The organism is Frigoribacterium sp. AC394, from assembly GCF_979258095.1.
The window spans coordinates 2,644,571-2,668,701 of record NZ_OZ409834.1; the positions used below are offsets into that span (position 1 = coordinate 2,644,571).

20 protein-coding genes and 1 tRNA gene are annotated in these 24,131 nt (G+C 68.4%); 12 read left to right on the top strand and 9 right to left on the bottom strand.

From position 1 onward, the window contains the following. Positions 1–49 precede the first annotated feature (49 nt). From galU to ACZZY9_RS12385, 5 genes are all read left to right on the top strand, one after another. On the top strand, positions 50–943 hold the full coding sequence (gene galU / locus ACZZY9_RS12365; protein WP_463464295.1) for a UTP--glucose-1-phosphate uridylyltransferase GalU: 894 nt from the start codon (positions 50–52) through the stop codon (positions 941–943). Positions 944–955: 12 nt separating this feature from the next. Further along, complete coding sequence (locus tag ACZZY9_RS12370) at positions 956–1,603, top strand: GNAT family N-acetyltransferase (RefSeq protein ID WP_463464296.1); 648 nt, start codon at positions 956–958, stop codon at positions 1,601–1,603. Between the two features lie 123 nt (positions 1,604–1,726). Continuing rightward, a complete protein-coding gene (locus tag ACZZY9_RS12375; RefSeq protein ID WP_463464297.1) occupies positions 1,727–2,797 on the top strand; it encodes a hypothetical protein in 1,071 nt (356 codons plus the stop codon). A 54-nt stretch (positions 2,798–2,851) separates the two neighbouring features. Next, positions 2,852–2,924: transfer RNA gene (locus tag ACZZY9_RS12380), tRNA-Ala, on the top strand. 379 nt (positions 2,925–3,303) lie between these two features. Beyond that, positions 3,304–4,920, top strand: coding sequence for a DUF7059 domain-containing protein (locus tag ACZZY9_RS12385; protein ID WP_463464298.1), 1,617 nt, complete (start codon positions 3,304–3,306; stop codon positions 4,918–4,920). A gap of 27 nt (positions 4,921–4,947) precedes the next feature. Here ACZZY9_RS12385 and ACZZY9_RS12390 read toward each other — a convergent pair whose 3' ends face one another. Next, a complete protein-coding gene (locus ACZZY9_RS12390) occupies positions 4,948–5,889 on the bottom strand; it encodes an NAD-dependent epimerase/dehydratase family protein (RefSeq protein ID WP_320478559.1) in 942 nt (313 codons plus the stop codon). 515 nt (positions 5,890–6,404) lie between these two features. On the opposite strand from ACZZY9_RS12390, the gene ACZZY9_RS12395 reads away from it, so the two are divergent. Further along, on the top strand, positions 6,405–8,975 hold the full coding sequence (locus tag ACZZY9_RS12395; RefSeq protein WP_463464299.1) for a DEAD/DEAH box helicase: 2,571 nt from the start codon (positions 6,405–6,407) through the stop codon (positions 8,973–8,975). A 77-nt stretch (positions 8,976–9,052) separates the two neighbouring features. Further along, positions 9,053–9,814, top strand: coding sequence for an SDR family NAD(P)-dependent oxidoreductase (locus tag ACZZY9_RS12400; RefSeq protein WP_463464300.1), 762 nt, complete (start codon positions 9,053–9,055; stop codon positions 9,812–9,814). A 40-nt stretch (positions 9,815–9,854) separates the two neighbouring features. Here ACZZY9_RS12400 and ACZZY9_RS12405 read toward each other — a convergent pair whose 3' ends face one another. The 5 genes from ACZZY9_RS12405 to ACZZY9_RS12425 form a co-directional block, all read right to left on the bottom strand. Then, positions 9,855–11,273, bottom strand: coding sequence for an AAA family ATPase (locus ACZZY9_RS12405; protein ID WP_463464301.1), 1,419 nt, complete (start codon positions 11,271–11,273; stop codon positions 9,855–9,857). Continuing rightward, positions 11,270–12,529 (bottom strand): DUF262 domain-containing protein, encoded by a 1,260-nt coding sequence (locus ACZZY9_RS12410; RefSeq protein WP_463464302.1) that lies wholly within the window; start codon positions 12,527–12,529, stop codon positions 11,270–11,272. The genes ACZZY9_RS12405 and ACZZY9_RS12410 overlap by 4 nt, the downstream gene beginning before the upstream one ends. Before the next feature lie 22 nt (positions 12,530–12,551). Further along, positions 12,552–13,085, bottom strand: coding sequence for a ribonuclease H family protein (locus ACZZY9_RS12415; RefSeq protein ID WP_320478561.1), 534 nt, complete (start codon positions 13,083–13,085; stop codon positions 12,552–12,554). Between the two features lie 210 nt (positions 13,086–13,295). After that, positions 13,296–14,126 carry an aldo/keto reductase gene (locus ACZZY9_RS12420; RefSeq protein WP_463464303.1) on the bottom strand — a complete coding sequence of 277 codons (831 nt, stop codon included), beginning with the start codon at positions 14,124–14,126 and terminating at the stop codon, positions 13,296–13,298. A gap of 33 nt (positions 14,127–14,159) precedes the next feature. Then, the gene (locus ACZZY9_RS12425; RefSeq protein ID WP_243214829.1) at positions 14,160–15,368 is read right to left on the bottom strand and encodes an MFS transporter; all 1,209 of its coding nucleotides are present in this window, start codon (positions 15,366–15,368) and stop codon (positions 14,160–14,162) included. Between the two features lie 330 nt (positions 15,369–15,698). Here ACZZY9_RS12425 and nrdH point away from each other — a divergent pair, with 330 nt between their 5' ends. From nrdH to ACZZY9_RS12450, 5 genes are all read left to right on the top strand, one after another. After that, positions 15,699–15,932: a glutaredoxin-like protein NrdH gene (gene nrdH / locus ACZZY9_RS12430; protein WP_055794227.1), complete on the top strand. Its 234-nt coding sequence runs from the start codon at positions 15,699–15,701 to the stop codon at positions 15,930–15,932. Between the two features lie 78 nt (positions 15,933–16,010). Further along, entirely contained in the window at positions 16,011–16,427 is a 417-nt protein-coding gene (nrdI, locus tag ACZZY9_RS12435; protein WP_243214827.1) for a class Ib ribonucleoside-diphosphate reductase assembly flavoprotein NrdI, read from the top strand. A gap of 38 nt (positions 16,428–16,465) precedes the next feature. Continuing rightward, positions 16,466–18,571, top strand: coding sequence for a class 1b ribonucleoside-diphosphate reductase subunit alpha (gene nrdE, locus ACZZY9_RS12440; protein ID WP_192060169.1), 2,106 nt, complete (start codon positions 16,466–16,468; stop codon positions 18,569–18,571). Positions 18,572–18,686: 115 nt separating this feature from the next. Beyond that, on the top strand, positions 18,687–19,688 hold the full coding sequence (gene nrdF, locus ACZZY9_RS12445) for a class 1b ribonucleoside-diphosphate reductase subunit beta (protein ID WP_055794231.1): 1,002 nt from the start codon (positions 18,687–18,689) through the stop codon (positions 19,686–19,688). Between the two features lie 127 nt (positions 19,689–19,815). Further along, positions 19,816–20,781: a hypothetical protein gene (locus tag ACZZY9_RS12450; protein WP_463464304.1), complete on the top strand. Its 966-nt coding sequence runs from the start codon at positions 19,816–19,818 to the stop codon at positions 20,779–20,781. 165 nt (positions 20,782–20,946) lie between these two features. On the opposite strand, the gene kynU is transcribed toward ACZZY9_RS12450, so the two are convergent. The 3 genes from kynU to aztA form a co-directional block, all read right to left on the bottom strand. Continuing rightward, positions 20,947–22,212 (bottom strand): kynureninase, encoded by a 1,266-nt coding sequence (gene kynU, locus ACZZY9_RS12455; protein ID WP_463464305.1) that lies wholly within the window; start codon positions 22,210–22,212, stop codon positions 20,947–20,949. After that, on the bottom strand, positions 22,209–23,264 hold the full coding sequence (locus tag ACZZY9_RS12460; RefSeq protein WP_463464306.1) for an amidohydrolase family protein: 1,056 nt from the start codon (positions 23,262–23,264) through the stop codon (positions 22,209–22,211). Before ACZZY9_RS12460 ends, kynU begins: the two co-directional genes overlap by 4 nt. Before the next feature lie 171 nt (positions 23,265–23,435). Further along, positions 23,436–24,107, bottom strand: coding sequence for a zinc ABC transporter ATP-binding protein AztA (gene aztA / locus ACZZY9_RS12465; protein WP_463464307.1), 672 nt, complete (start codon positions 24,105–24,107; stop codon positions 23,436–23,438). Positions 24,108–24,131: the final 24 nt, after the last annotated feature.

Below are 24,131 nucleotides of genomic sequence, written 5' to 3' on the forward strand. Positions count from 1 at the left end.
GAACGACCGACACGCCCGCAGAGGGCCTCGGATCGGTACGCTGACCCGCATGGGCTTCTCTATAACCAAAGCAGTCATTCCCGCAGCGGGCCTCGGGACTCGGTTCCTCCCCGCGACCAAAGCCATGCCGAAGGAGATGCTGCCGGTCGTCGACAAGCCGGCGATCCAGTACGTCGTCGAGGAGGCCGTCACCGCGGGCCTCACCGACGTGCTGATGATCACCGGGCGTAACAAGAACGCCCTCGAGAACCACTTCGACCACGTCAGCGAGCTGGAGGAGACGCTGCGGAAGAAGGGCGACCACGACAAGCTCGCCAAGGTCAACCAGTCGACCGACCTCGCCGACATGCACTACGTGCGTCAGGGCGACCCGCTCGGTCTCGGCCACGCGGTGCTCCGCGCCAAGATGCACGTCGGTCGCGAGCCGTTCGCCGTGCTGCTCGGCGACGACATCATCGACGCCCGCGACCCGCTGCTCACCCGCATGATCGAGGTGCAGGGTGAGAAGAACGCGACCGTCGTCGCGCTGCTCGAGGTCGACCCCTCGATGACCCACCTCTACGGCATCGCCACCGTCGAGGCGACCGACGTCGACGACGTCGTCAAGATCACCGGCCTGGTCGAGAAGCCCGCGCAGGGCGAGGCCCCCTCCAACCTCGCGATCATCGGCCGCTACGTCATCCGGCCCGAGGTCTTCGACGTGCTCGAGAAGCAGGAGCCCGGCAAGGGCGGCGAGATCCAGCTGACCGACGCGCTGATGAAGATGGCCAGCGCCGAGGAGTGGACGGGCGGCGTCTACGGCGTCGTCTTCCGTGGTCGTCGCTACGACACCGGCGACAAGCTCGACTACATCAAGGCCATCGTGCAGCTCGCCAGCGACCGTGAGGATCTCGGCGCCGAGCTGCGCCCGTGGATCAAAGACTTCGCCGCCGGGCTGGAGTAGGCGGACACGACCGTGGCGAACATCCCCACGTTGGCGGAGGGGCGGATCGGCATCCGGCCCCTCCGCCTCCGCGACACCCGTGACCTCGATGCGGCGCTGACCGAGAATCGGGCGTGGCTCCGGCAATGGGAGGCCACGAACCCGTCCGGCTTCACGAGCCACGACGTCCGCGGCAGCATCCGCTCGCTGCAGACGAACGCGCGCGCCGGTCTGGGTCTGCCGTTCGCCATCGAGCTCGACGGTCGCTTCGTCGGCCAGCTCAACGTCAGCGGCATCACCTACGGCTCGCTCGGCTCGGCCACCATCGGCTACTGGGTCACCCGGGCCGCCGCGGGGCACGACGCGACGCCGACGGCCGTGGCCCTCGCCACCGACTACTGCTTCCGTGTGCTCGGGCTCCATCGGATGGAGGTCTGCATCCGGCCCGAGAACGCCCCGTCGCTACGCGTCGTCGAGAAGCTCGGCTTCCGTTACGAGGGCCTGCGTCGGCGGTACATCCACATCAACGGCATGTGGCGCGACCACTTCTGCTTCGCGCTGGTCGCGGAGGAGGTGCCCGGGGGAGTCCTCGCGCGCTGGATCTCGGGCGAGGTGCCCGCGGGCCAGGGCAGCATCCCGGCCGAGGCCCTCGTCGAGGCGGAGCGCGCCCTCCCGATCTGAGCCGCAGATCCGACCGGCACGGCGGCTCCGTGTTCCCTCTCGGAGCGGATCCGTCGCCCGATCGGGCAGACACACCTGTCGACTGCGCGTCGTGGCCCCCTCGGCACTCATACCTTTGTCACCATGAACATCGAGTCCTGGGGTGGCGGCGCCGTGCTGGCGCTGGTCGCCGTGCTCTGGGTCGCGTATCTCGTGCCCACCTGGCACAAACGTCAGGAGTACCTGGCCACCGAACGCAACGCCATCCGCCTGCAGCAGACCCTCCGCATCCTCGCGCAGACCGCCGAGCTGCCCGAGGAGGTCCGCGTCGAGGCGAACGCGAAGTCCGTCGCCGACGCGCAGCGGATCCTCCGAGACGAGGAGGCGCGGCGCGAGGCCCTGCGCCGGGCGCACGAGGCCGCGAGGCAGCGTGCGATCACCCGCGAGCTGGCCGCCGCCGGTCCGAAGCTGTCCGCCGCCGACCGCGACCCCGCCCTCGCGGCACGCCGTCTCCGTCGGTCGCGACTGGTCTCGACCGCCACGCTCGTGCTCAGCGTCGTGGCCATCGCGGTCGCCGTGCTGAATCTGCAGGCGGCGTGGCTGCTCGGGGTCGCGGGTCTCGTCTTCGGGGCCGTCGCGGTCACGATGCTGTCGCAGCTCGCCGCCGTCTCGCGGGCGCGATCGCGCCGTCAGGTCGTCGCCGAGCCGCGTGTGTCGCAGCCGTTCCGCGACTTCGCCGACACCGCCGACGAGGCGAAGGTCACCGAGGAGGCGCGCGAGGGTCGGCAGACGACCTCGCGACAGTGGACCCCGGTCCCCGTCCCCACGCCGCTCTACCTCCGCCGGGGGCGTCAGCGCGCCGTGGCGGGCACGGGCATGTCGCCGCGGGCGGCGGCCTCGGCCCGCACCGACATCGAGCCCGAACTCCAGGCCGAGGCGGCCCGTTCGGTGCAGGCCCTCCGCGAGGCGCAGCTCGATGCGCTCCGTCAAGCGGCCCGAGCCGAGGCGGCCCTGAACGCACCCGCGAAGCGCCCGGAGCGCGAGCGTCCGGCGGCGACGGCGGAGGCGACCGCCCCGGCGGCGCAGGCCGCCCCTGCTGCCGAGCCCGCGCCTCCTGCGGTCGACAGCCGCTTCGCCCGGATGGGCATCGTCGGCGACCTCGGCGAGCCCAGCTTCCGGCTCGACGAGGCTCTCGCGCGTCGTCGCGCCGTCTGAGCGGTCGGGGTCGAAGCGCCGCTGCGGGGGTGCTATCGTTGCAGAGCAGTTTCCGGGGCTATGGCGCAGTTGGTAGCGCGTCTCGTTCGCAATGAGAAGGTCAGGGGTTCGAATCCCCTTAGCTCCACGGAATGCAGGCGGCTCCACGAGTCGCCCAGAGGCCCTCGGCGACGGGGGCCTCTCGCACGTCCGGGCGTCGTCCGCCCCGGTTCACCCCGCCCCGCCCCATTCCGGCCCGGCCCGGCCCCGCCCAGCCCCGCCCCGCCCCGCCGGGTGTGCAAATCGCGACCACACCGGGGCTGAGCCCCGCATGGCGCCACGTTCTGGACGGCATCGAGAGCGGAACGGTCGGGTTCGGCCCGGTGAAGTCGCCCGACGCGGTCGGGTTCGGCCCGGAGAAGACGCCCGGCACGGTCGGGTTCGGCACCGAGGCCCGGGGGGAGCCGAGGAGGCGCGGGCCGCGACCACCGCGGACGGCACCATGACAGGTGCGGAAAGATGGGGGCGTGCCTCTCGTCTCGACCGATCCCGCTCTGCTCGCCCGTCTCCGCTCCGACCTGTCGTCGTCCGGGTTCACCGTCGATCGCCTCAGCGGCCCCGACGCGTGGGGGCCGACGGCCGGTGCCGCGCTGTTCCGGGGTGAGCGGGTCGCGGCCCGGCGCGCACTCCGCCGCAGCGTCGAGTCCAACGAGGGGATCCGCACGGCGGCGACCCTCGCCCTGCTGTTCATCCTCGGCTATCCGCAGCCCCGCGCCGATGTCGAGCGCGCTCTGCCGACCCTCGGCGTCGAGGGTGCCGAGACCCTCGGGCTGATCGAGCTCGACACGGCATCGGCGCCGACCACGGCGTCGGCGCCGACCTCGCAGACGACCGCCCCGACCGTCCGGGCGCGGGTCGACCTCCGCCCCTACTCGTTCGTCGACGGTGTCGGCGAGGCCGCGTGGTGGATCGCCTCCGACCTCGGCGAGCTCGCCCTCGGCGGCGCCCTGCGCGAAGACCACGTGCTCGGCGTGGGCGGCGCCTCGGCCACGCTGGCCGGGCTGATCGTTCCGCGCGACGTCGATCGCGCGCTCGACCTCGGCACGGGCTGCGGCATCCAGGCGATGCACGTCGCTCGGCACGCGCGGCACGTGGTCGCCACCGACATCTCGCGCCGTGCCCTCGACTTCGCGGCGTTCAACGCCGCGCTGAACCTGATCGACGGCATCGAGTTCCGACTGGGCAGCCTCTTCGAGCCCGTCGCCGGCGAGACCTTCGACCACGTGGTCTCGAACCCGCCCTTCGTCATCACGCCGCGCCTCGAGGGGGTGCCCGAGTACGAGTACCGGGACGGCGGCATGGAGGGCGACGATCTCGTGGCGTCCGTCGTCGCCGAGGTCGGGCGGCATCTGACCCCGGGCGGCATCGCTCAGCTGCTCGGCAACTGGGAGTCCGCCGGCGCAGGCGGCTCGCCGGCGAAGAAGGGTGCGTATTCCGTCTCCGACTGGGCGGCGCGCGGTCTCGTGCCCCTCGACGTCTGGGTGGTCGAACGCGAGTTGCAGGACCCTGCCGCCTACGCCGAGACCTGGATCCGAGACGGCGGCACCCGCCCCGGCACCGACGACTTCGAGCGGCTGTACGAGGCCTGGCTCGGCGACTTCGAGACGCGGCGCATCGAGCAGGTCGGGTTCGGCTACGTGACGCTGCGGCGACCGGTCGACGAGGCGACCGCGCCCGTGGTCCGCATCGAGCGCCTCCTCGGGGCCATGGGGGCGAACGAGGTCGGACTCGGAGCGCACCTCCTGGCGACGCTCGACTCGCTCGACGCCCTGCGGGGTCTGGATGACGTCGCACTGCTGGCGACGCACCCGCGGGTCGCCGGCGACGTCACCGAAGAGCGCCACTACTGGCCCGGCAACGACGACCCCACCGTCATCACCCTCAGGCAGGGCGGCGGCTTCGCCCGCAGCATCGAATCGGGAACAGCGCTTTCGGCGCTGGTCGGCGCCTCGGACGGCGAGTTGTCCGCAGCGGCGATCGCCGGTGCCCTGGCCCAGCTGCTCGATGTCGAGGAGGCGCGGCTCCGTCAGGAGCTGGCGCCGCGCCTCCGCGAGCTGGTCACCGTGGGCATGCTGCGACTCTGAGTTGCCCGTCGGGTGAGCGGCTGCCGGCTACTTGCCGACCCGGTCGCCCCAGGTGCGCCATGAGTACTCGGGAACGAACCCGAGCAGATCGCGCGCCTTGTCGGAGCTGAGCAGGGGCTCGGTGCCCTCGATCGCCGAGCGGCGCTCGACCTGGGGGTAGAACCGGTCGGCGAGCACGGCCGTGGGAGTGTTCATCACGGTGTCGGCGTTCGCGATGATGAAGGCCTCGAATCCGACCAGATCGGACTGCAGGGCCTTGCGGACGGCCTGGGCGCCGTCACGGGCGTCGATGTACGAGAAGAGGTTGAACGTGCGCTCTTCGGGGGACTCGTCGAACGGGAACGCCTCGTAGTCGCCGTCGTCCATCACGTTCGAGAAGCGCAGACCGATCAGCTTGAGCTGGCGGTCCCAGCGGGTGAAGTGCCGGGCCATCTCCTCTTCGACGGCCTTTCCTAGCGAGTACGACGACTCGGGGCGCACCGGGTACTCCTCGTCGACGGGGAGGTAGGGCGGGTCGATGTCGAAGGGGATGCCGAGCAGCGTCTCGCTCGAGGCCCAGACGACGTTGCGGATCTTCGCGGCCCGGGCGGCGGCGAAGACGTTGTAGCTCGAGGTGACGTTGTTGGTGAACAGCGCCGCATTCGGCACGAGGCCGGGTGCCGGGATGGCGCCGAGGTGCACGACGGCGTCGATCTGGTCGTAGCGGTCGTCGATGCTGGTGAGAGCCTGGGCGACCTGGCCGTAGTCGGTCAGATCGACCTTGACGTAGACGACGCCCTCGACGGGATCGGGGCTCGGCACGCGGTCGAGCAGCACGACCTCGTAGCCGTTCTCCGCGAGATCGCGGACGACGGCGCGACCGAGCTTGCCGCTCCCGCCGGTGACGGCGACGCGCTGTCGGCTGCCGGGGCGCGACCCGCCCTGGTCGGAGCTGCTGCCGGCGGAGTTGCTGGGGGGAGTGGACGTCATCGTCGGATCTTCCTGCCTGTGGTTGGGATTCCGTTCTATCAGCCGCCACCGACACCGGGTTCGATCGTTGGTCGATGTGCAGGGTGCCGACGGGTGGGGAGGGATGACCCGCTGACAATCACCCGGTCTCGCAGCCGCGCGACCGCTCTGACCGGTTATCTTGTAGTGCGTCCTCGGCTGGTTACCGAGACGCTCGCACCCGTCACACGTCCGACGCGGCCGATCGTGATCTCCTGATCCGATCACGTCCGGTCCTCGTTCGGGGTGCGGCCCGCACGCCCCCGTCCGAGTCTCGACTCGTCGACGGGGGCGTGCCTTGTCTCCGGCCCGTTCCCGTGACAGTATCGAGTGATCCTCATCTCACGAGCGGATCAGGGGTGAGATGGGGCGGAGTGCACAGGGGCGCCCCGGCGTCCGTGCCCGCTCCTCCACCGGTGGTGCTGCCGCGTCCCACCGGTGGAGGGGCTCCTCGGGCTCCGCGGCGACCGGGCCCGATGAGGCAAGATCGACACATCATGTCGTCCGCTCCCGCCGCTCCTCTGGCCGCCCTCCTCCCCGCCCACCCGGGCACCGCCTCCTACGATGCGGACGCCGCGTACGCCGACTTCGCGGGGTGGGCCGAGGGTCGGGGGCTGCCGCTCTACCCCGCACAGGACGAGGCCATGATGGAGCTCGTCTCGGGGGCGTCGGTCATCCTCAGCACACCGACCGGCACCGGCAAGTCGCTCGTGGCCGCCGGGGCCCACTTCGTGGCGCTCAGCAAGGGGCAGCGCAGCTACTACACGGCACCGATCAAGGCCCTGGTCAGCGAGAAGTTCTTCGCGCTCGTCGAGCTGTTCGGGCCCGAGAACGTCGGCATGGTCACCGGCGACTCGTCGGTCAACTCCGATGCGCCCATCATCTGCTGCACGGCCGAGATCCTGGCGAACCTCGTGCTGCGCCACGGCGCCGACTCCGAGGTCGACCAGGTCGTGATGGACGAGTTCCACTTCTACGGCGACCAGTCGCGGGGCTGGGCCTGGCAGGTGCCCCTGCTGCTGCTTCCCCGCGTGCAGTTCCTGCTCATGTCGGCCACGCTGGGCGACGTCACCCGCATCACCGACGACCTCTCGAGGCGCACCGGTCGCCCCGTCGCCCGGGTCACCGGGGTCGAGCGGCCGGTGCCCCTGCACTACACGTACGCGCAGACACCCGTTCAAGAGACGGTCGAAGACCTGCTCGCCACGGGCGAGGCGCCGGTGTACGTCGTGCACTTCTCGCAGGCGGCGGCCCTCGAGCGGGCGCAGGCCCTCTCGAGCATCAAGGTCGCCAGCCGAGAGCAGCGCGACGAGATCGCGGAGCTGATCGGCGGGTTCCGGTTCAGCACGGGCTTCGGCAAGACGCTCGGGCGCCTCGTCCGCTCGGGCATCGGCGTGCACCACGCGGGCATGCTGCCCAAGTACCGCCGTCTCGTCGAGCAGCTCGCCCAGCGCGGCCTGCTGCGGGTCATCTGCGGCACCGACACCCTCGGCGTCGGCATCAACGTGCCCATCCGCACCGTGCTGCTGACCGCCCTCACCAAATTCGACGGCACGCGCATGCGGCAGCTGTCGGCCAGGGAGTTCCACCAGATCGCCGGGCGTGCCGGTCGTGCGGGCTACGACACGTCGGGCTCGGTGGTGCTGCAGGCGCCCGAGCACGAGATCGACAACCTCAAGGCCATCGAGAAGGCGGGCGACGACCCCAAGAAGAAGCGCAAGATCGTCCGCAAGAAAGCACCGGACGGCTTCGTGTCGTGGGGCGAGCCGAGCTTCCAGAAGCTCATCGCCGCCGAGCCCGAGGCCCTGACCTCGCACATGCAGATCACCCACGCCATGCTGCTGAACGTCATCGGCCGCGGCGGCGACGTGTTCGAGAACGTGCGGTCGCTCGTCTTCGACAACCACGAACCGCGGTCGCGGCAGTACTCGATGGCCCGTCAGGCGATCTCGATCTACCGCACGCTGCGGACGGCCGAGGTCGTCGTGCAGGAGCCGTCGATCGACGGCGGCGACCCCGTAATCCGACTCACCGTCGATCTGCAGGCCAACTTCGCGCTGAACCAGCCCCTGTCGCCGTTCGCACTCGCCACCTTCGACGTGCTCGACCGCGAATCGCCCAGCTACGCGCTCGACGTCGTGTCGGTCGTCGAGTCGACGCTCGACGACCCGAGGCCGATCCTCTCGCAGCAGCAGTTCAAGGCGCGGGGCGAGGCCGTCGCCGCCATGAAGTCCGAGGGTATCGAGTACGACCAGCGGATGGAGCTGCTCGAGCAGGTCACCCATCCCAAGCCGCTCGACGAGCTGCTGACCGCCCTGTTCGAGACCTACAAGGCGTCGCAGCCGTGGATCGGCGACTTCGAGCTCAGCCCGAAGTCGGTGGTCCGCGACCTCTACGAGCGCGCGATGACCTTCGGCGACTTCGTCAACTTCTACGGCCTGGCCCGGTCGGAGGGGCTGGTGCTGCGCTACCTGTCCGACGCCTTCCGGGCGCTGAGGCAGACGGTGCCCGACGAGGCGAAGACCGACGAGCTCGCCGACCTGATCGAGTGGCTGGGCGAGCTGGTGCGCCAGGTCGACTCGAGCCTCCTCGACGAATGGGAGGAGATGCTGAACCCGCGCGAGGTCGACGCCCACGACGACATCGTCCCCCCGGTCCTCCGCCGGTTCAGCGCGAACGAACGGGCCTTCCGCATCGCGGTCCGCAACGAGATGTTCCGACGCGTCCAGCTCGCCGCGCGCGACGACGCCGAGGCGCTCGGTCGGATCGACGCCGCATCGGGCTGGGACGTCGACCGGTGGGGCGAGGCGCTCGACCGCTACTACGACGAATACGACTCGATGGGCACCGATGCGGCCGCCCGGGGGCCGCACATGCTGGTCGTCGAGCAGCTGCCGACGGTGTGGCGGGTGCGCCAGATCTTCGCCGACCCCGAGGGCGACCACGACTTCGGCATCTCCGCCGTCGTCGACCTGGCCTCGAGCGACGAACGCGGCGAGGCCGTCGTCACCGTGACCGCGGTCGGACCGGCCTCGGAGCGCACCAGGGGCATGGTCGTCGAGGAGTAACGTCGTCACCGTGCTCCCCGACCCGGGGGCCGCCGATGACCGCAGCACCACCGTGCTCCGCTCCACGAGGAGGACCCATGTCTCGCCTGTCCGGAAAAGTCGCGATCGTCACGGGGGCCGCATCCGGAATCGGCGAGGCCATCGTGCGTCGATTCGCCGACGAGGGTGCTCACGTCGTCGCCACCGACATCGTCGACGGATCGGCCGTGGCGGCCGAGGCCGGCGCGGAGTTCCTCCGGCACGACGTCGCGAACGGCGGCGACTGGAAGCGCGTCATGGACCACGTCGCCGAGCGGCACGGCCGCCTCGACGTGCTCGTCAACAACGCCGGCATCGTGTCCGGTCAGTCGATCGACGTGACCCAGCTCGAGAGCTGGAACCGGGTCTTCGCCGTCAACGTCACCGGCGTCATGCTCGGCACGCGATTCGCCATCGAGCAGATGAGGTCGAACCCCGACGGCGTGGGTGGATCGATCATCAACCTCGCGCCCGCGACGTCGTTCCTCGGGTTCGGCGACGATGCCGCCTACACCGCGAGCAAGCACGCTCTCGTCGGCCTGACCCGCTCGAGCGCGGCCCACGCCGCTCAGGAGGGCTGGGACATCCGCATCAACTCGCTGCACCCCGGCCCGACGGACACCGCGATGTTCCGTCGGCAGGTCGAGGCGCAGCCCGGCCTGCTCGACGCCTTCAAGACGATGAGCCCCCGCGGGCGCCTCGCGCGGCCCGAAGAGGTCGCCGGGCTCGCCCTGCACCTCGCGTCAGACGACTCGGCCTTCTCGACCGGCGGGCAGTTCGTCGTCGACGGCGGCCTGTCGAGCACGCACCCCTCGATGTAGGCAAAAAATGTCGAGGACGTGCGTGCTTTACACTCGCAATCTAGTTTGCCTGGGCTCGCTTCAGACCTATCGCGACTAGAGAAGCCCCAAAAGCATCAAGGGCTTCAGCTCCTTCGGGAGTGTTCAACAGCCAGCTAGTCCACGTAACTTCTCTGAGCGCTGTTATTGAAGCCCCAACCGCGTTTGCAACCGCAGAAAGTTGATCGTGGGGATTGTCTCCTTGCACGCGCGCTAGTGTTTCGCTTGCGAGCGCGCCGTCCACGGATTCGCTGGCTAAATCGGGGGCGCTCTGAAGATAGGCCAGGGCCAGCTCTTCGGGACTTTTGACAGACGGTAAGAAGATTGCCTTGTAGGGCTTGCCCTTGTTAGGGTCTCGCTCGTCCCCATCTAGCACACCAACTATCTTTGTTTGGGGGTGGAGATGGAGGGGAAATTGGGCGACAGCACGGACGTCTGCACTCCCGCCGGTCTTCGCTATGTGGATCGTTTCTGAACTCTCCACGCCCTGCAAGCGCAAGAGCAAACGTAGCAGTTGTATGCCAGCCTCGTCTTCTACTGCAAAAAAGAATCGGAGGGGTGGCTGTATGCGGAGGACTCGCCAGAGCGAATCTGCGTTAGCTGGTTCGAGAGAGATTCCACTATGCAGGGCTCGCCTCGTTGCAACGGCGACATGCCCGGTCGGTACTTGCGCGATGCTGAGGTAGCCGTGTGTGGTCATGAAACACTGAAGTGACTTCTCATGCGTGATTCTGGCAATGAGGTCCAGGGCCCTTGAGCCAGCCAGTGGAGACAGGAATGTGTCCGGCTCATCGAGAAAAACGACACTTTTGGGTTCCGACGTGGTGAGGGCCCAGAAGAGTGTCAAGAGTGCTAACTCGCCCTGACTAAGGTTTAGTGATGTAACCGTCCTGCCATCTTCATACACAACCTCAAAGTAAGGCACGATTTCTGGACGAAAGCGCCTCGAGGCTCGCGTCGCTGCATGCTCAATATTGCTTTTTTCTGTCGATTCTGAATCGTCGGTTGCATCTAATTCATAGACGGCAACCTTCTGTAGGGACTGGCTAAGTGCCCAAGATACGTCCTGTAGATTCTTGCCAACAATTAGACTCTCAGGAGCCTGCTCTCTCCTTTCAGGGAGTGCGTCGTCGGCTTCGATCGACGCTACCTGGCGGCGAATTTGCCACGAAACATCGACGTAGGAGGCCATCAGGCCGGTCGGCGCCCCCGGAGTCGTGAAGACGGACTCATCGCCGCGTACGGCAGCTTCAAGTTGTGTCAAAATGCGCGTCTTGCCGTACGCGTTTGGACCAACGATGAGCTGCAGAGGTGTATCAACTAGGTAAGTGAAGGCGCCAAAACCCTGGCCACCTTTGGTCGCGATCGTCTCGATGGCGAGGGGGCTGCCTGCTTTCGCTGCAATGCGTCGCCAATGGTCGTGCCTTGTCACGTCTTTCACGACAGCTCAGGCCATCCGTTGGCAGAGACGTATGCTTCCAGGAGGTCGCCTTCGGTTAGATCCCTAAAGTCATGGGTGGCCGATTGCACCGATGCAATGAGGCTGCCGATACGCGAAGCCGATGGCAGTGCCGCGCTCTCCCTCTTGGCAGCCCAGTACCAAATGGACGCATCTCGCGCAAGAACCGACAGGGTATCCGCCACACGGAGGCTGGAACGGTCCGAATAGAGGGAGGAGATACGAGCCGAGTGTGCAAATGTGTCGTCAATTGCTGTGGCTGAGTTGGATTGGGTTCTCGCTTCTTCCAGTTCAAAAAAAGCGCGGTTTAAATTAACGTTGACAAGAATTGGGTCGAGTTGCGATCTGGCTATAGCAATTAACCAAGACAGTAACGTCGCTTTATTAAGACGGCTGGGGGCTTGAATGCGCTGCTCAAGCCCCGTAATCACGAGCTCAATAGACTTCTTCGCCGTCTGGAGTGTGTGCTTACTGTAACCCACTTTAGTGCGGTAGCGGGCTTCGATAACCCCGGCGCTTATGGGCACGTCTATCCGGCCCTCCTCGAGGTACTCACATAGGCGCGCAATTATGTCATCGTAGGCCAGACGCGCGTTTTCAAACCCGAGGGTTTCTCTCGACCAGCCTATGGTCGTTGCATATTCGACTAACTGGCGGACTTCAGAACGAGCCTCGCCCACCAATGAGTTCCGCTTTTCGGCCTGAGTGAGGCCAGTCGGCTGGTTAAGACGAAAGAAGAGTTCATACGGTTCGTCTGGCTCATACTCGTAGAGGCGGTAGGAGCTAATCTTGAAGTCAAGTATGTAGCGCTGAAGCTCGGGTTCGAGCTTTGAAAACCTCCGTCCCCGCAGCTTCGCTACTTCGTCGTCGCGAGGTTCAAAGCGCCCGATCGGGAATTCATCTTTTAGGAAAGCGTGCAGGGCGCTGAGCCGTTGCTGACCGTCCAAGACGGCGAGTCGCCGGTCGGGCAGAACGAGAAGATGTACAGGCGGCACCGCCCAACCGCGCAATACGGAGTCAATGAGTTTCTGTTGCTTAGCTTGCGACCAAACATTACCTCGTTGGAAATCTGGCTGCAGGTCTAAGCTATTTTCGTCGATGCGGTCGCGCAACGACCGGAGATCCGGTTCCCATGGTTCAAGCTTCACTATTCCCCCTGTGTTTGGATCTCTATGGTCCCGCTCGGCCCCGTGCGAGTTCAATGCTAGGAATCTTGCATGGTCCTTGAAAAATTTCAAGGGTGCCCAAAATATGGGTGCCTCAGAACAGGGTCGCAGGAGGTGCGGGCGGGGTCGCCGGGGCAGCGATCGGGTCGGTCGTCGACACGGGGGCACCCGGCCAGCCCGGGCCGCTCGGAACGGCCGTCCGGTTCTGGAACGCCGTCGCCGCGCCGCGGGCGCGCACGTCGGCGGCCTCGTTCATCTCGTGGCCCATGTGACCCCGCACCCACTCGAACCGGACCCTCCGCCCGGCCAGGGCCTCGTCCAGCTCCTTAAGGATCTCGACGTTCAGCACCGGCTTGCCGTCGGCCTTGCGCCAGCCTTTGCGCTTCCAGCCCGGCATCCACTCGGTGCAGGCCTTGATCGTGTACTGGCTGTCGCAGAGGATGTGCAGATCGTCGTCGGTGCCGGCGGTCGCCCGCAGCAGCTCGAGCACGGCGGTCAGCTCGCCCTGGTTGTTCGTCGCGCGCGGCCAGCCGCCCGCGGCCCAGCGCTCGTCGTCCACGTACCAGGCCCAACCGGCCGGTCCGGGGTTGCCGAGGGCGGAACCGTCTGCTGCGGCGGTGATGGTCATGCGGGGTGCTCCTTGCGTCGACGGCGTGCTCGACCACGCTAACGGACCCGGCCCGCGCCTCCTGCGCCGCGCCTCCTCGGGGCCCGGCCCGCGCCTCCGGGGCACTGCGGCGGGTTCCCGTCATCGGCGGCGGGTCAGCGCTGACCCGCCATCGATGACGGGAACCCGCCGAACCCCGGCGCTCACGGGAGAACGCGAGGGAGGCGCGGGTCAGCCGACGTCGTCGGGGTGCGAACCGGTGCGCTGCCCCGACTCGAGGGCGGCGATCGCGGCGAGGTCGGCGTCGTCGAGCTCGAAGCCGAACACGTCGAGGTTCGAGCGGATGCGCGACGCGGTGGCCGACTTGGGGATCACCACGAGGCCCTGCTGCAGGTGCCAGCGGATCACGACCTGCGCGACGCTCACGCCCAGCCGATCGGCGATGCCGAGCAGCACCTGGTCGTCGAGGATCCGCCCGCGGGCGAGCGGCGACCACGCCTCCGTGACGATGCCGTGCGCGTCGCCGAAGGCCCGCAGCTCGCGCTGGGGCAGCCACGGGTGCGCCTCGACCTGGTTCACGACCGGCACGACCTCGGTCTCGCCCAGCAGCCGCTCGAGGTGCGGCACCTGGAAGTTGCTGACGCCGATCGACCGCGCCCGCCCCTCGGCGCGGATGGTCTCGAGGGCCCGGTAGGTCTCGACGTACCGGTCGCGGCTCGCCGCGGGCCAGTGGATGAGGTACAGATCGACGTGGTCGGTGTCGAGCAGGCGGAGGCTCTCGTCGAAGGCGCGCAGGGTCTCGTCGTAGCCGTGCTCGGTGTTCCAGACCTTGGTCGTCAGGAAGACGTCGTCGCGATCGAGGCCGGAGGCGCGGATCGCCCGCCCGACGCCCGCCTCGTTGCCGTAGAGGGTCGCGGTGTCGATGTGCCGGTAGCCCTCGTCGAGGGCGATGCCGACGACCCTCTCGGCCTCGTCGTCGGCGACCTTGTAGACGCCGAGTCCGAGCTGGGGGATGGTCGTGCCGTCGTTCAGTGCGACGCGGGGGATCTGGATGTCGGGCATGGATCGATCCTGCCAGCCCCGAGGAGGTGCGGGTCAGCTGGGCTGGATCGCCACCGGCTCGGTGTCGGGCAGCGGGCTGGCGTCGCGACCGCGCAGATCGGGGAGCGACCTGTGGAACGCGATGCCGACGAGCATGCCGACCAGGGCGAAGACGGCGGCGACGATCAGGCCGCCCTGCCCGCCGATGCGGTCGATGTAGAAGCCGGCGATGGCCGAGCCGAGCGCCGAGCCGATCAGCTGGCCGGTGCCCGCCCAGCCGTACGCCTCGGCGGTGTCGCTGAACTTGACGCTCGACGAGACGATGGCGAACATGACGGCCAGGGCGGGCGCGATGCCCACGCCGGCGATCAGCAGGGTGACGCTGAGCGGCCACAGCCCGGTCATGAAGACGGCGAGGGTCATGCCGACGAAGACGATGGCGAGTCGACGGGCCAGGGCCCACGGGCCGACCGGCACGTGCCCGAGTGCGAGCCCGCCGACGAGCGAGCCGGCGGCGAAGATCGCCAGTGCGATGCCCGAGTCGGCGCTGCCCTCGCCGAACAGGGCGACGACACCGGCCTCGACGGCGGCGCAGGCCCCGATGAGCAGGAACCCGGCGACGGTGGCGAGCAGCACGGTGGGGCGGGCCAGCACCTTGCCGAAGGCCCGCTTGCTGCGGGGGATGCGGACCCGGCCGACCTCGGGCGAGGCGATGAACCAGATGCCCCCGCCGACGAGGAACGCGGCGGCGAGCCAGATGGCCTCTTGCGTGCCGACCTGGGTGCCGACGAAGGTCGTGATGACCGGACCCGCCACCCAGATGATCTCCTGCGCCGAGGCGTCGAGCGAGAAGAGCGGGGTGAGCTGATTCGAGGTGACCATCTTGGGGTAGATGGTGCGGACGGCCGGCTGCACCGGCGGCACGCTGAGGCCGGTCACGAACCCGAGCGCCATGAACGCCGGCACGGAGAAGTCGACGAGGGTGAAGGTGATCATCGACGCGAAGCAGACGATCAGCGTGAGGGTCAGCACGGGGCGCATGGCCCAGCGGCCCATCCAGCGACTCGTGAGCGGACCCGAGATGGCCTGGCCGATGCTCGTCGCGGCCAGGACGAGGCCGGCGGCGGCGTACGAGTGGTGCACGTGCTCGACGTGCAGCAGGAACGCGAGCGACAGCATGCCGAACGGGAAGCGCGCGGTCAGCTGGGCCGCGATGATGCGCGAGACGCCGGGCGTCTTCAGCAGGGTCGAATAGGTGCTCACGAGGGGACAAGTCTACGAGCGGACGGGGTCGTCGCGACACGCCGTCGGCCCGAAGTGGGGACAGCCCGTTTCGAATGTCGGAGGTGGGGAGAAGGATGTGGAGAACTCACCGGAAACGGGGACAACACCCGCAGAACTGTTGGCAACTTGTGGGAGACCCTGTGGAAAGTCAGCCGTATGAGAGTTACACGCGTGTAACACCGCATCTAGTTGCGCGTGCCAGTGTCGGCCACTAGATGTAGTATCGAAGAGTCGCCACGGGCACTACGCACCATGGCCCGCGAACCACCAGACCCGGCCTCGAAAGCCGGCCAGAACACAGGGGATCCCATGGCCATCACCGTCTACACCAAGCCGTCCTGCGTCCAGTGCACGGCGACGTACCGCGCCCTCGACAACAAGGGCATCGAGTACGACATCCTCGACGTCACGGCCGATGACGCCGCGCTCGAGACCGTCAAGGCCCTCGGCTACCTGCAGGCCCCCGTGGTCATCGCCGACGACGACCACTGGAGCGGATTCCGCCCCGACAAGATCGCCGGCCTGGCCGCCCGCATCTCCTGACCCACCCGGGTGCGCCGGGTCGACGTCGTCACGACGGAGCCCGTGCCCACCCACCGACCACGCAGGAGGGCCTCGGCCATGACGAACCTCGTCTACTTCTCCAGCGTCTCGGGCAACACCCGGCGGTTCGTCGAGAAGCTGGGTGCGCCGGCGGAGCGGATCCCGCTCTTCCCGTCCGAGCCGGCACTCCACGCCACCGACCCCTACGTCCTCGTCCTGCCCACCTACGGTGGCGGCGAAGGGCGGGGCGCCGTCCCGAAGCAGGTCATCCGGTTCCTCAACGACGAGGGCAACCGACGCCTCATCCGAGGCGTGATCGCGGCGGGCAACACCAACTTCGGAGAGGGCTACTGCCTGGCCGGCGACATCGTCGCCGCCAAGTGCGAGGTTCCCCTTCTCTACCGTTTCGAGGTCTTCGGAACACCAGACGACGTCAACGCCGTACACACAGGATTGGAAGAATTTTGGATTCAGCAGTCGATGATCTCGAACTGATCGCCGCGCCCGGGCAGGGCCTGGCGGGCACCACCGGGATGGACTACCACGCCCTCAACGCGATGCTCAACCTCTACGGTCCGTCGGGCGAGATCCAGTTCGACAAAGACCGCGAGGCGGCGAAGCAGTACTTCCTGCAGCACGTCAACCAGAACACGGTCTTCTTCCACAACCTGCGCGAGCGTCTCGACTACCTGGTCGAGAACGAGTACTACGAGGCCGCGACCATCGAGCAGTACGACTTCTCGTTCGTCGAGAAGCTCAACGACCTCGCGTACTCGAAGAAGTTCCGGTTCCAGACGTTCCTCGGCGCGTTCAAGTACTACACGTCGTACACGCTGAAGACCTTCGACGGGAAGCGCTACCTCGAGCGCTTCGAAGACCGCGTGGTCATGACCGCCCTCGGTCTCGCCCAGGGCGACGAGAAGCTCGCCGTCGACCTCGTCGAGGAGATCATCGCGGGTCGATTCCAGCCCGCGACGCCGACGTTCCTCAACACGGCCAAGGCCCAGCGCGGCGAGCTCGTCAGCTGCTTCCTGCTGCGCATCGAAGACAACATGGAGTCGATCTCGCGCGGCATCAACTCGTCGCTGCAGCTGTCGAAGCGCGGTGGCGGTGTCGCCCTCTCGCTCTCGAACATCCGCGAGGCCGGCGCGCCCATCAAGCAGATTGAGAACCAGTCGTCGGGCATCATCCCCGTCATGAAGCTGCTCGAAGACAGCTTCAGCTACGCCAACCAGCTCGGCGCCCGTCAGGGTGCCGGTGCGGTCTACCTGAGCGCCCACCACCCCGACATCATGCGGTTCCTCGACACGAAGCGCGAGAACGCCGACGAGAAGATCCGCATCAAGACGCTGTCGCTCGGCGTCGTCGTGCCCGACATCACGTTCGAGCTCGCGAAGAACAACGAAGACATGTACCTCTTCTCGCCGTACGACGTCGAGAAGGTCTACGGCGTCCCCTTCGGCGACGTCGCGATCAGCGAGAAGTACCGCGAGATGGTCGCCGACTCGCGCATCAAGAAGACGAAGATCAAGGCGCGCGACTTCTTCCAGACGATCGCCGAGATCCAGTTCGAGTCGGGCTACCCCTACATCGTGTTCGAAGACACGGTCAACAAGGCGAACCCGATCAAGGGCCGCATCAACATGTCGAACCTGTGCTCGGAGATCCTGCAGGTCAACACGCCCACGACGTTCAACGAAGACCTGAGCTACAACGAGATCGGCAAGGACATCTCGTGCAACCTCGGCTCGATGAACATCGCGCTGTCGATGGACGCCCCCGACCTCGGCAAGACCGTTGAGACGGCCATCCGCGGTCTCAGCGCGGTCAGCGACATGAGCCACATCGCCTCGGTCCGCTCGATCGAGGTCGGCAACGACCAGTCGCACGCCATCGGCCTCGGTCAGATGAACCTGCACGGCTACCTCGCCCGTGAGCACGTGCACTACGGCAGCGAAGAAGCGATCGACTTCACGAACATCTACTTCTACACGGTGCTGTTCCACGCCCTGCGGGCCTCGAACACCATCGCGATCGAACGCGGTGTCACCTTCGGCGGCTTCGCCGACAGCACCTACGCGTCGGGCGAGTTCTTCGACAAGTACACCGAGCAGGTCTGGGCCCCCTCGACCGCTCGCGGTGCCTCGCTGTTCGCCGACGCCCAGGTCGCCATCCCGACCCAAGACGACTGGCGTGAGCTGAAGGCCAGCGTCATGGCGCACGGTCTGTACAACCAGAACCTGCAGGCGGTGCCCCCGACCGGCTCGATCTCGTACATCAACCACTCGACGTCGTCGATCCACCCGATCGCGTCGAAGATCGAGATCCGCAAGGAGGGCAAGCTCGGTCGCGTGTACTACCCGGCTCCGTTCATGACGAACGAGAACCTCGAGTACTACACCGACGCCTACGAGATCGGCCCCGAGAAGATCATCGACACGTACGCCGCGGCGACGCAGCACGTCGACCAGGGTCTCTCGCTCACGCTGTTCTTCAAGGACACGGCGTCGACGCGCGACATCAACAAGGCGCAGATCTACGCATGGCGCAAGGGCATCAAGACGATCTACTACATCCGCCTCCGTCAGCTCGCGCTCGAGGGCACCGAGGTCGACGGCTGCGTCAGCTGCATGCTCTAGTGCCCCGGTCGTGCGTCGCCTCGGCGGCGCACCCTTCGCGGCACCCGGCGCGGGTCGGTCTCGAACACCGACCCGCGCCTCCTGAACTCCCGATCCTGTCTTCGAAAGGCATGTCATGACCATCACCGACCCGGTCCACGCGACCGGCAAGTCGATCCCGCTGATCAAGTCGGTCAGCGCGATCAACTGGAACCGCATCCACGACGAGAAAGACGTCGACGTCTGGAACCGCCTGGTCAACAACTTCTGGCTGCCCGAGAAGATCCCGCTGTCGAACGACGTCCAGTCGTGGAACACCCTCACGCCCGAAGAGCAGCAGCTCACCATGCGCGTGTTCACGGGTCTGACCCTGCTCGACACCATCCAGGGCACCGTCGGCGCGATCAGCCTCATCCCCGACGCGATCACCCCCCACGAAGAGGCCGTCTACACGAACATCGCGTTCATGGAGTCCGTGCACGCGAAGAGCTACTCGTCGATCTTCTCGACCCTCGCGTCGACGCCCGAGATCGACGACGCCTTCCGCTGGTCGGTCGAGAACCCGAACCTGCAGAAGAAGGCTCAGATCGTCCTCGACTACTACACGGGCGACGACCCGCTGAAGCGCAAGGTCGCCTCGACGCTGCTCGAGTCGTTCCTGTTCTACAGCGGCTTCTACCTGCCGATGTACTGGTCGTCGCGGGCGAAGCTCACCAACACGGCCGACCTGATCCGCCTCATCATCCGTGACGAGGCCGTGCACGGGTACTACATCGGCTACAAGTTCCAGAAGGGGCTCGAAGGCGCCTCCGAAGAGCGCAAGCAGGAGATCAAGGACTACACGTTCAACCTGCTCTTCGAGCTCTACGAGAACGAGATCCAGTACACGCAGGACCTCTACGACTCGGTCGGCCTGACGGAAGACGTCAAGAAGTTCCTGCACTACAACGCCAACAAGGCGCTCATGAACCTCGGCTACGAGGCCATGTTCCCGAAAGAGACCACCGACGTGAACCCGGCGATCCTGTCGGCGCTGTCGCCGAACGCCGACGAGAACCACGACTTCTTCTCGGGGTCGGGCTCGTCGTACGTGATCGGCAAGGCCGTCACCACCGAAGACGAGGACTGGGACTTCTAACCCCCCCTGCAGGAGGCGCGGCTCGCTCCGAGCCCCGCCCCGCTCGTACGGCGGGCGACCACGGATCTCCGTGGTCGCCCGCCGTCGTCGTCTCGGGCCCGGGAGACGTCCCCGATAGGGTCTGAGCATGACCACGGGGGAACGAGCACCGATCGATCTGCGCCTCACCATGATCTGCGTCGGCCTCGGGGTGGTGGCGGTCGCATTCGGGCTGCTGCCCTGGCTGCTGACCGGGGCGCGCCTCCCTCTCCAGAACCTCTGGACGACTCCCGTCGTCGCCCCCGACGGCGTGACGGCCGCACCCGACGCCATGCCCGTGTCGTTGCTGCCCTTCAGTCAGTACGCCCTCACGCTCCTGGCGGCACTGCTCGTGACCGGTTCCGCCGTGGCCGGTCTCGTGGCCCGTGCGAGCGGATTCCGTCATCGGCGGGGCACCGTCATCGCGCTCCTGATCGGCACCGTCGGCGCGCAGCTCGTCGCGCTCGTCCAGAGCACGACGACCGTCAGAGCGGGGCTGCCCGACAGCCTCGAGTCCGTCGTCTACCTCGCCGCGGTCATAGCCGCCTCGGCCATCGGGATCGCCCTCGGGGTCGTCGTGCTGCTGCTCATCGCACGGGCCCCGCGCGGGGCGGCCGTCGTCGGTCTCAGCGTCGGCGCCGTGGCCGTCGTCGAATGGGGTCACGCGCTCGTCTACCCGCCGTTCTCGCTCATCACCGAAGCCGTGCCCGCCGCTGAGGCGGTCCTCCGCTGGTCGCCCGCCGTCCTCGTGGCGGCCGCCGTCGTCTGGGCGGGGTCGTCCACGATCGGCCGGGTCCTCGGAGCGGCGGTCTCACTGCTCGCGCTCTGGATCGGACCGGCGGCCATCACCGCGGTCTCGAGCGCCGCGGGCACCCGCGTGTACGCGAGCTACCCGTTCGAGATGGTCGACATGGCCGGGCAGGTGTTCACCTCGGCGCTCGTCTCGACGGCGGGTTGGACTCCGGTCGTGCTCGCCGGTGTGCTGGCGGCTGCCGGTCTGGTCGCGCGCCGCCCGGTGCTGGCGCGGTTGCGCGCTCGCACCGGCCGCACCGCGGCCCCGTCTGCGACGCCATGAACCGCGTTCGCGAAGATGAACCGCGATATACGGCGGTTCATCTTCGCGAACGCGGTTCATCGGCGGGGCGCGCGGCGTCGGGCGGCGAGCAGTGGGGCGTCAGGCGAGGATCAGCGCGGCGTCAGGCGGCGAGCAGTGGGGCGTCAGGCGAGGATCAGCGCGGCGTCAGGCGGCGAGCAGAGCCGCGCGGATCGCCGCGACGCCGACCCGCACCTCGGCGAACGTCGTCGAGAGCGGCGACAGGCCGATGCGCAGCCCGTCGGGGTTGCGGAAGTCGGGCACCACTCCCTCCTCCCAGAGCGCAGCCACGACCGCGCGGAACGCCGGGTGCCGCACCGTCACGTGACTGCCCCGCGACTCGGCTGAGCGCGGCGTCGTGACCTCGACCCCGAGCGGCACCAGCCACGCGTCGACCAGCTCGAACGCGTAGTCCGTCAGCGCGAGCGACTTGGCGCGGATCGCGTCGATGCCCGCCTCCTCGACCAGCTCGAGCATGTCGCCCAGCGGCATCATGCCGACGATCGGCGGGGTGCCGCTGATGAACCGCCGGATGCCCGACGCCGGTGTGTAGCCGTCGGCCATCGCGAACACGTCGGCCGCTCCCATCCACCCCTGGATCGGCTGCTCGAGCGACGGCAGCAGATCGCTCCGCGCGTAGAGGAACGCCGGCGCTCCGGGCCCGCCGTTCAGGTACTTGTACGTGCAGCCGACGGCCACGTCGACGCCCCATTCGTCGAGCCGCATCGGCACCACGCCGACCGAATGGCACAGGTCGAACAGCACCAGCGCGCCCGCGTCGTGCACGAGTCTTGTGATGGCGGGCATGTCGACCAGGTAGCCCGAACGGTACGAGACGTGGTTGACGAGCACGACCGCGGTGTCCGGCCCGACCACGTCGGCCAGCAGGTCGACCGTGACGCCGAGAGCCGGGTCGACGTGCACCCACCGCACGGTGGCCCCCCGCTCGCGGGCGATGCCCTCGACGACGAAGCGGTCGGTCGGGAACTGGTCGTCGTCGATCACGATCTCGTGCCGGTCGGGCCTCGCCGCCAGCATCGCCCGGATCGCCTTGTAGAGCAGCACCGTCGTCGAGTCGCCCACCACCGTCTGCCCGGCGGCGGCTCCGAGCGCCGCCGCCCCGATGCGGTCGCCGAGCTCGGTGGGTCGTGCCATCCACTGCTCGTCCCACGAGCGGATCAGTCGGCTGCCCCAGTCGTGCCGCACGAACGACGCGATCCTCTCGGGCGTGACCCGCAGCGGCCGCCCCAGCGAGTTGCCGTCGAGGTACGAGACGACGTCGCCGGCCGGTGCGAACCGGTCGACGAACCGCGCGAGCGGATCGGCGGCGTCGAGCTGCTCGGACGGCAGCTCGGGCGTCGGGGGAGCGGCGGCGGAGTCGGCAGGGCCGTGGGTCGAGGAGGCGCGGGTCACGAGGTCTTCTCCAGCAGGGTGTCGGGGGTGATCACGGTGGCGGTGGCCAGCCAGTCGGCGGCGCCGGGGTCGTCGGGTCGGGGCGGCGGCGTCGGGATCCAGGTGGCTCGCGAGGTGCCGCGACCGCTCTCGCCCGCTCCGCCGAGCTGAGCGCCCGCCGTCAGCGCGTGCAGCAGCAGACCGAGGCCGAGCCCGGCCCGCTGCAGGGCCCGCAGCTCGCGCGCGTTGACCCCGACGGGCAGATCGCCGTTGCCGAGGTCGGTGCCGTAGAGCACGTGACCGCCGGCGGCCCGGAACCTCGCGAGGTTCGCGACGGCGATGTCGTGCGCCGCACCTCCTCGGCCGTGTCCGTGGATGTCGAGGGTGCTGATCCAGCTGGTGCGCGCGGCGAGGCGTTCGACGAGCTCGTCGTCGAGACGCTCGCTGAAGGGGGTGTGCGCGAAGCGGGTCACTCCGGCCGTCAGCGCGCGACGGGCCTGCCCCGCCCCCTGCACATGCGCGACCGGCACGAGCAGGTGCTCGTTCGCCGCGTCGACGACGGCCCGCAGGGTGGCGTCGTCGAACACCGGCCCGACGTCGGAGTTGAGGCTGATCTTGACGAACGACGCCCCGAGGTCGCGCATCCGCTCGACCTCGCGTCTCGCGCTCGCGGCGTCGGTCACCACCACGGCCGCGGTGTCGGGCGCCCATCCGGCGCGGCTCGGGTAGCCGCCGGGCGGGCAGAGCAGGCCGCCGGCGACGCGCACCTCGGGCCAGCGGGGGTCGAGGCGCCCGTGCTCGGGCCAGAGCGACGCGGTGTCCGGGTCCCAGCCGAGGTCGTCGACCCGGGCGATGCCGCCGGCGGCCAGTTCGAGCGGATCGATCAGCCCGAGGTGCACGTGCGAGTCGGTGAACGGGGCGAGCAGCGTGCCGGGAAGATGCGGCAGGCCGTCGTGCACGGCACGGGGCGGACCGAGCAGGTCGATGTCACCCGAGACGCGCACCACCGAGCGACCCGACCACGCACCCGACCAGGCGTGATCGACCGTGACGAACCGCGCCTCCTGGGTCATGGGTCGACTTTATGCTGCCGCCCGGCGAAGCGGGCGTGTCCGGCCGAAGCGGTCGTGGCCGGCGGCCCGCCTCGGCCGGAGTCGCCCGTTCCGCCCGCTCAGTCCGCTCGTCGGGTGCGGTGAGCCCAGGAGGCGCGGTGCCGGCACCGCAGACCGGCGCCGCTCCGCCCCTCAGCGATCGGCGACGCGCATCACCCGTCCGTCGCGGAGGTGCACGACCCGGTCGGCCCGACCCGCCGACGACTCGTGGTGGGTCGCGTGCACGACGGTGGCCCCGCGGGCGACCTCGGCGGCGACCACCTCGGCGACGATGCCCTGCGCGTCGGCGTCGAGCCCCGCCTCCGGCTCGTCGAGCAGCACGAGGTCGGCCTGCTGCGCGAGCGCCTGCGCCAGCAGGGTGCGCTGGCGCTGTCCACCCGAGAGCTCGCCGAAGGGACGCGCGGCGAGGGCGCCGAGGCCGAGTCGCTCGAGGGCTCCGTCGACGAGCGCGCGGTCGGTGCGGGTCGGGCGGCGCCAGGCCCCGAGCGACCGCCACCGGCCCATGCCGACGACGTCGCGCACCGTGACCGGCAGCCGGTCGGGGGCCGCGCTGCGCTGCACCACCCAGGCGATCGACGACACGCCCGGCAGGTCCACCGAGCCGCTCGTCGGGAGGTGCGTGCCCGCCAGCACGGCCAGCAGAGTCGACTTGCCCGAGCCGTTGTGCCCCACGAGCGCGGTGACGGCGGCGCGCGGCAGCTCGAGGTCGACCGCGTGCAGTGCGACGCGCCGATCGTCGTGAGCGGCGGTCAGCGCGCGGACGGCCAGGGGTGACGGCGGAGGGGCGGAGGGCGTCGTGCTCATGATCCCCAGCCTATCCATAGTGAT

Coding starts and splice junctions, on each gene's coding strand:
- galU (WP_463464295.1), top strand. CDS start 50: ATGGGCTTCTCTATAACCAAAGCAGTCATTCCCGCAGCGGGCCTCGGG.
- ACZZY9_RS12375 (WP_463464297.1), top strand. CDS start 1,727: ATGAACATCGAGTCCTGGGGTGGCGGCGCCGTGCTGGCGCTGGTCGCC.
- ACZZY9_RS12390 (WP_320478559.1), bottom strand. CDS start 5,889: ATGACGTCCACTCCCCCCAGCAACTCCGCCGGCAGCAGCTCCGACCAG.
- ACZZY9_RS12395 (WP_463464299.1), top strand. CDS start 6,405: ATGTCGTCCGCTCCCGCCGCTCCTCTGGCCGCCCTCCTCCCCGCCCAC.
- ACZZY9_RS12400 (WP_463464300.1), top strand. CDS start 9,053: ATGTCTCGCCTGTCCGGAAAAGTCGCGATCGTCACGGGGGCCGCATCC.
- ACZZY9_RS12415 (WP_320478561.1), bottom strand. CDS start 13,085: ATGACCATCACCGCCGCAGCAGACGGTTCCGCCCTCGGCAACCCCGGA.
- ACZZY9_RS12420 (WP_463464303.1), bottom strand. CDS start 14,126: ATGCCCGACATCCAGATCCCCCGCGTCGCACTGAACGACGGCACGACC.
- nrdH (WP_055794227.1), top strand. CDS start 15,699: ATGGCCATCACCGTCTACACCAAGCCGTCCTGCGTCCAGTGCACGGCG.
- nrdI (WP_243214827.1), top strand. CDS start 16,011: ATGACGAACCTCGTCTACTTCTCCAGCGTCTCGGGCAACACCCGGCGG.
- nrdE (WP_192060169.1), top strand. CDS start 16,466: ATGGACTACCACGCCCTCAACGCGATGCTCAACCTCTACGGTCCGTCG.
- nrdF (WP_055794231.1), top strand. CDS start 18,687: ATGACCATCACCGACCCGGTCCACGCGACCGGCAAGTCGATCCCGCTG.
- ACZZY9_RS12450 (WP_463464304.1), top strand. CDS start 19,816: ATGACCACGGGGGAACGAGCACCGATCGATCTGCGCCTCACCATGATC.
- ACZZY9_RS12460 (WP_463464306.1), bottom strand. CDS start 23,264: ATGACCCAGGAGGCGCGGTTCGTCACGGTCGATCACGCCTGGTCGGGT.
- aztA (WP_463464307.1), bottom strand. CDS start 24,107: ATGAGCACGACGCCCTCCGCCCCTCCGCCGTCACCCCTGGCCGTCCGC.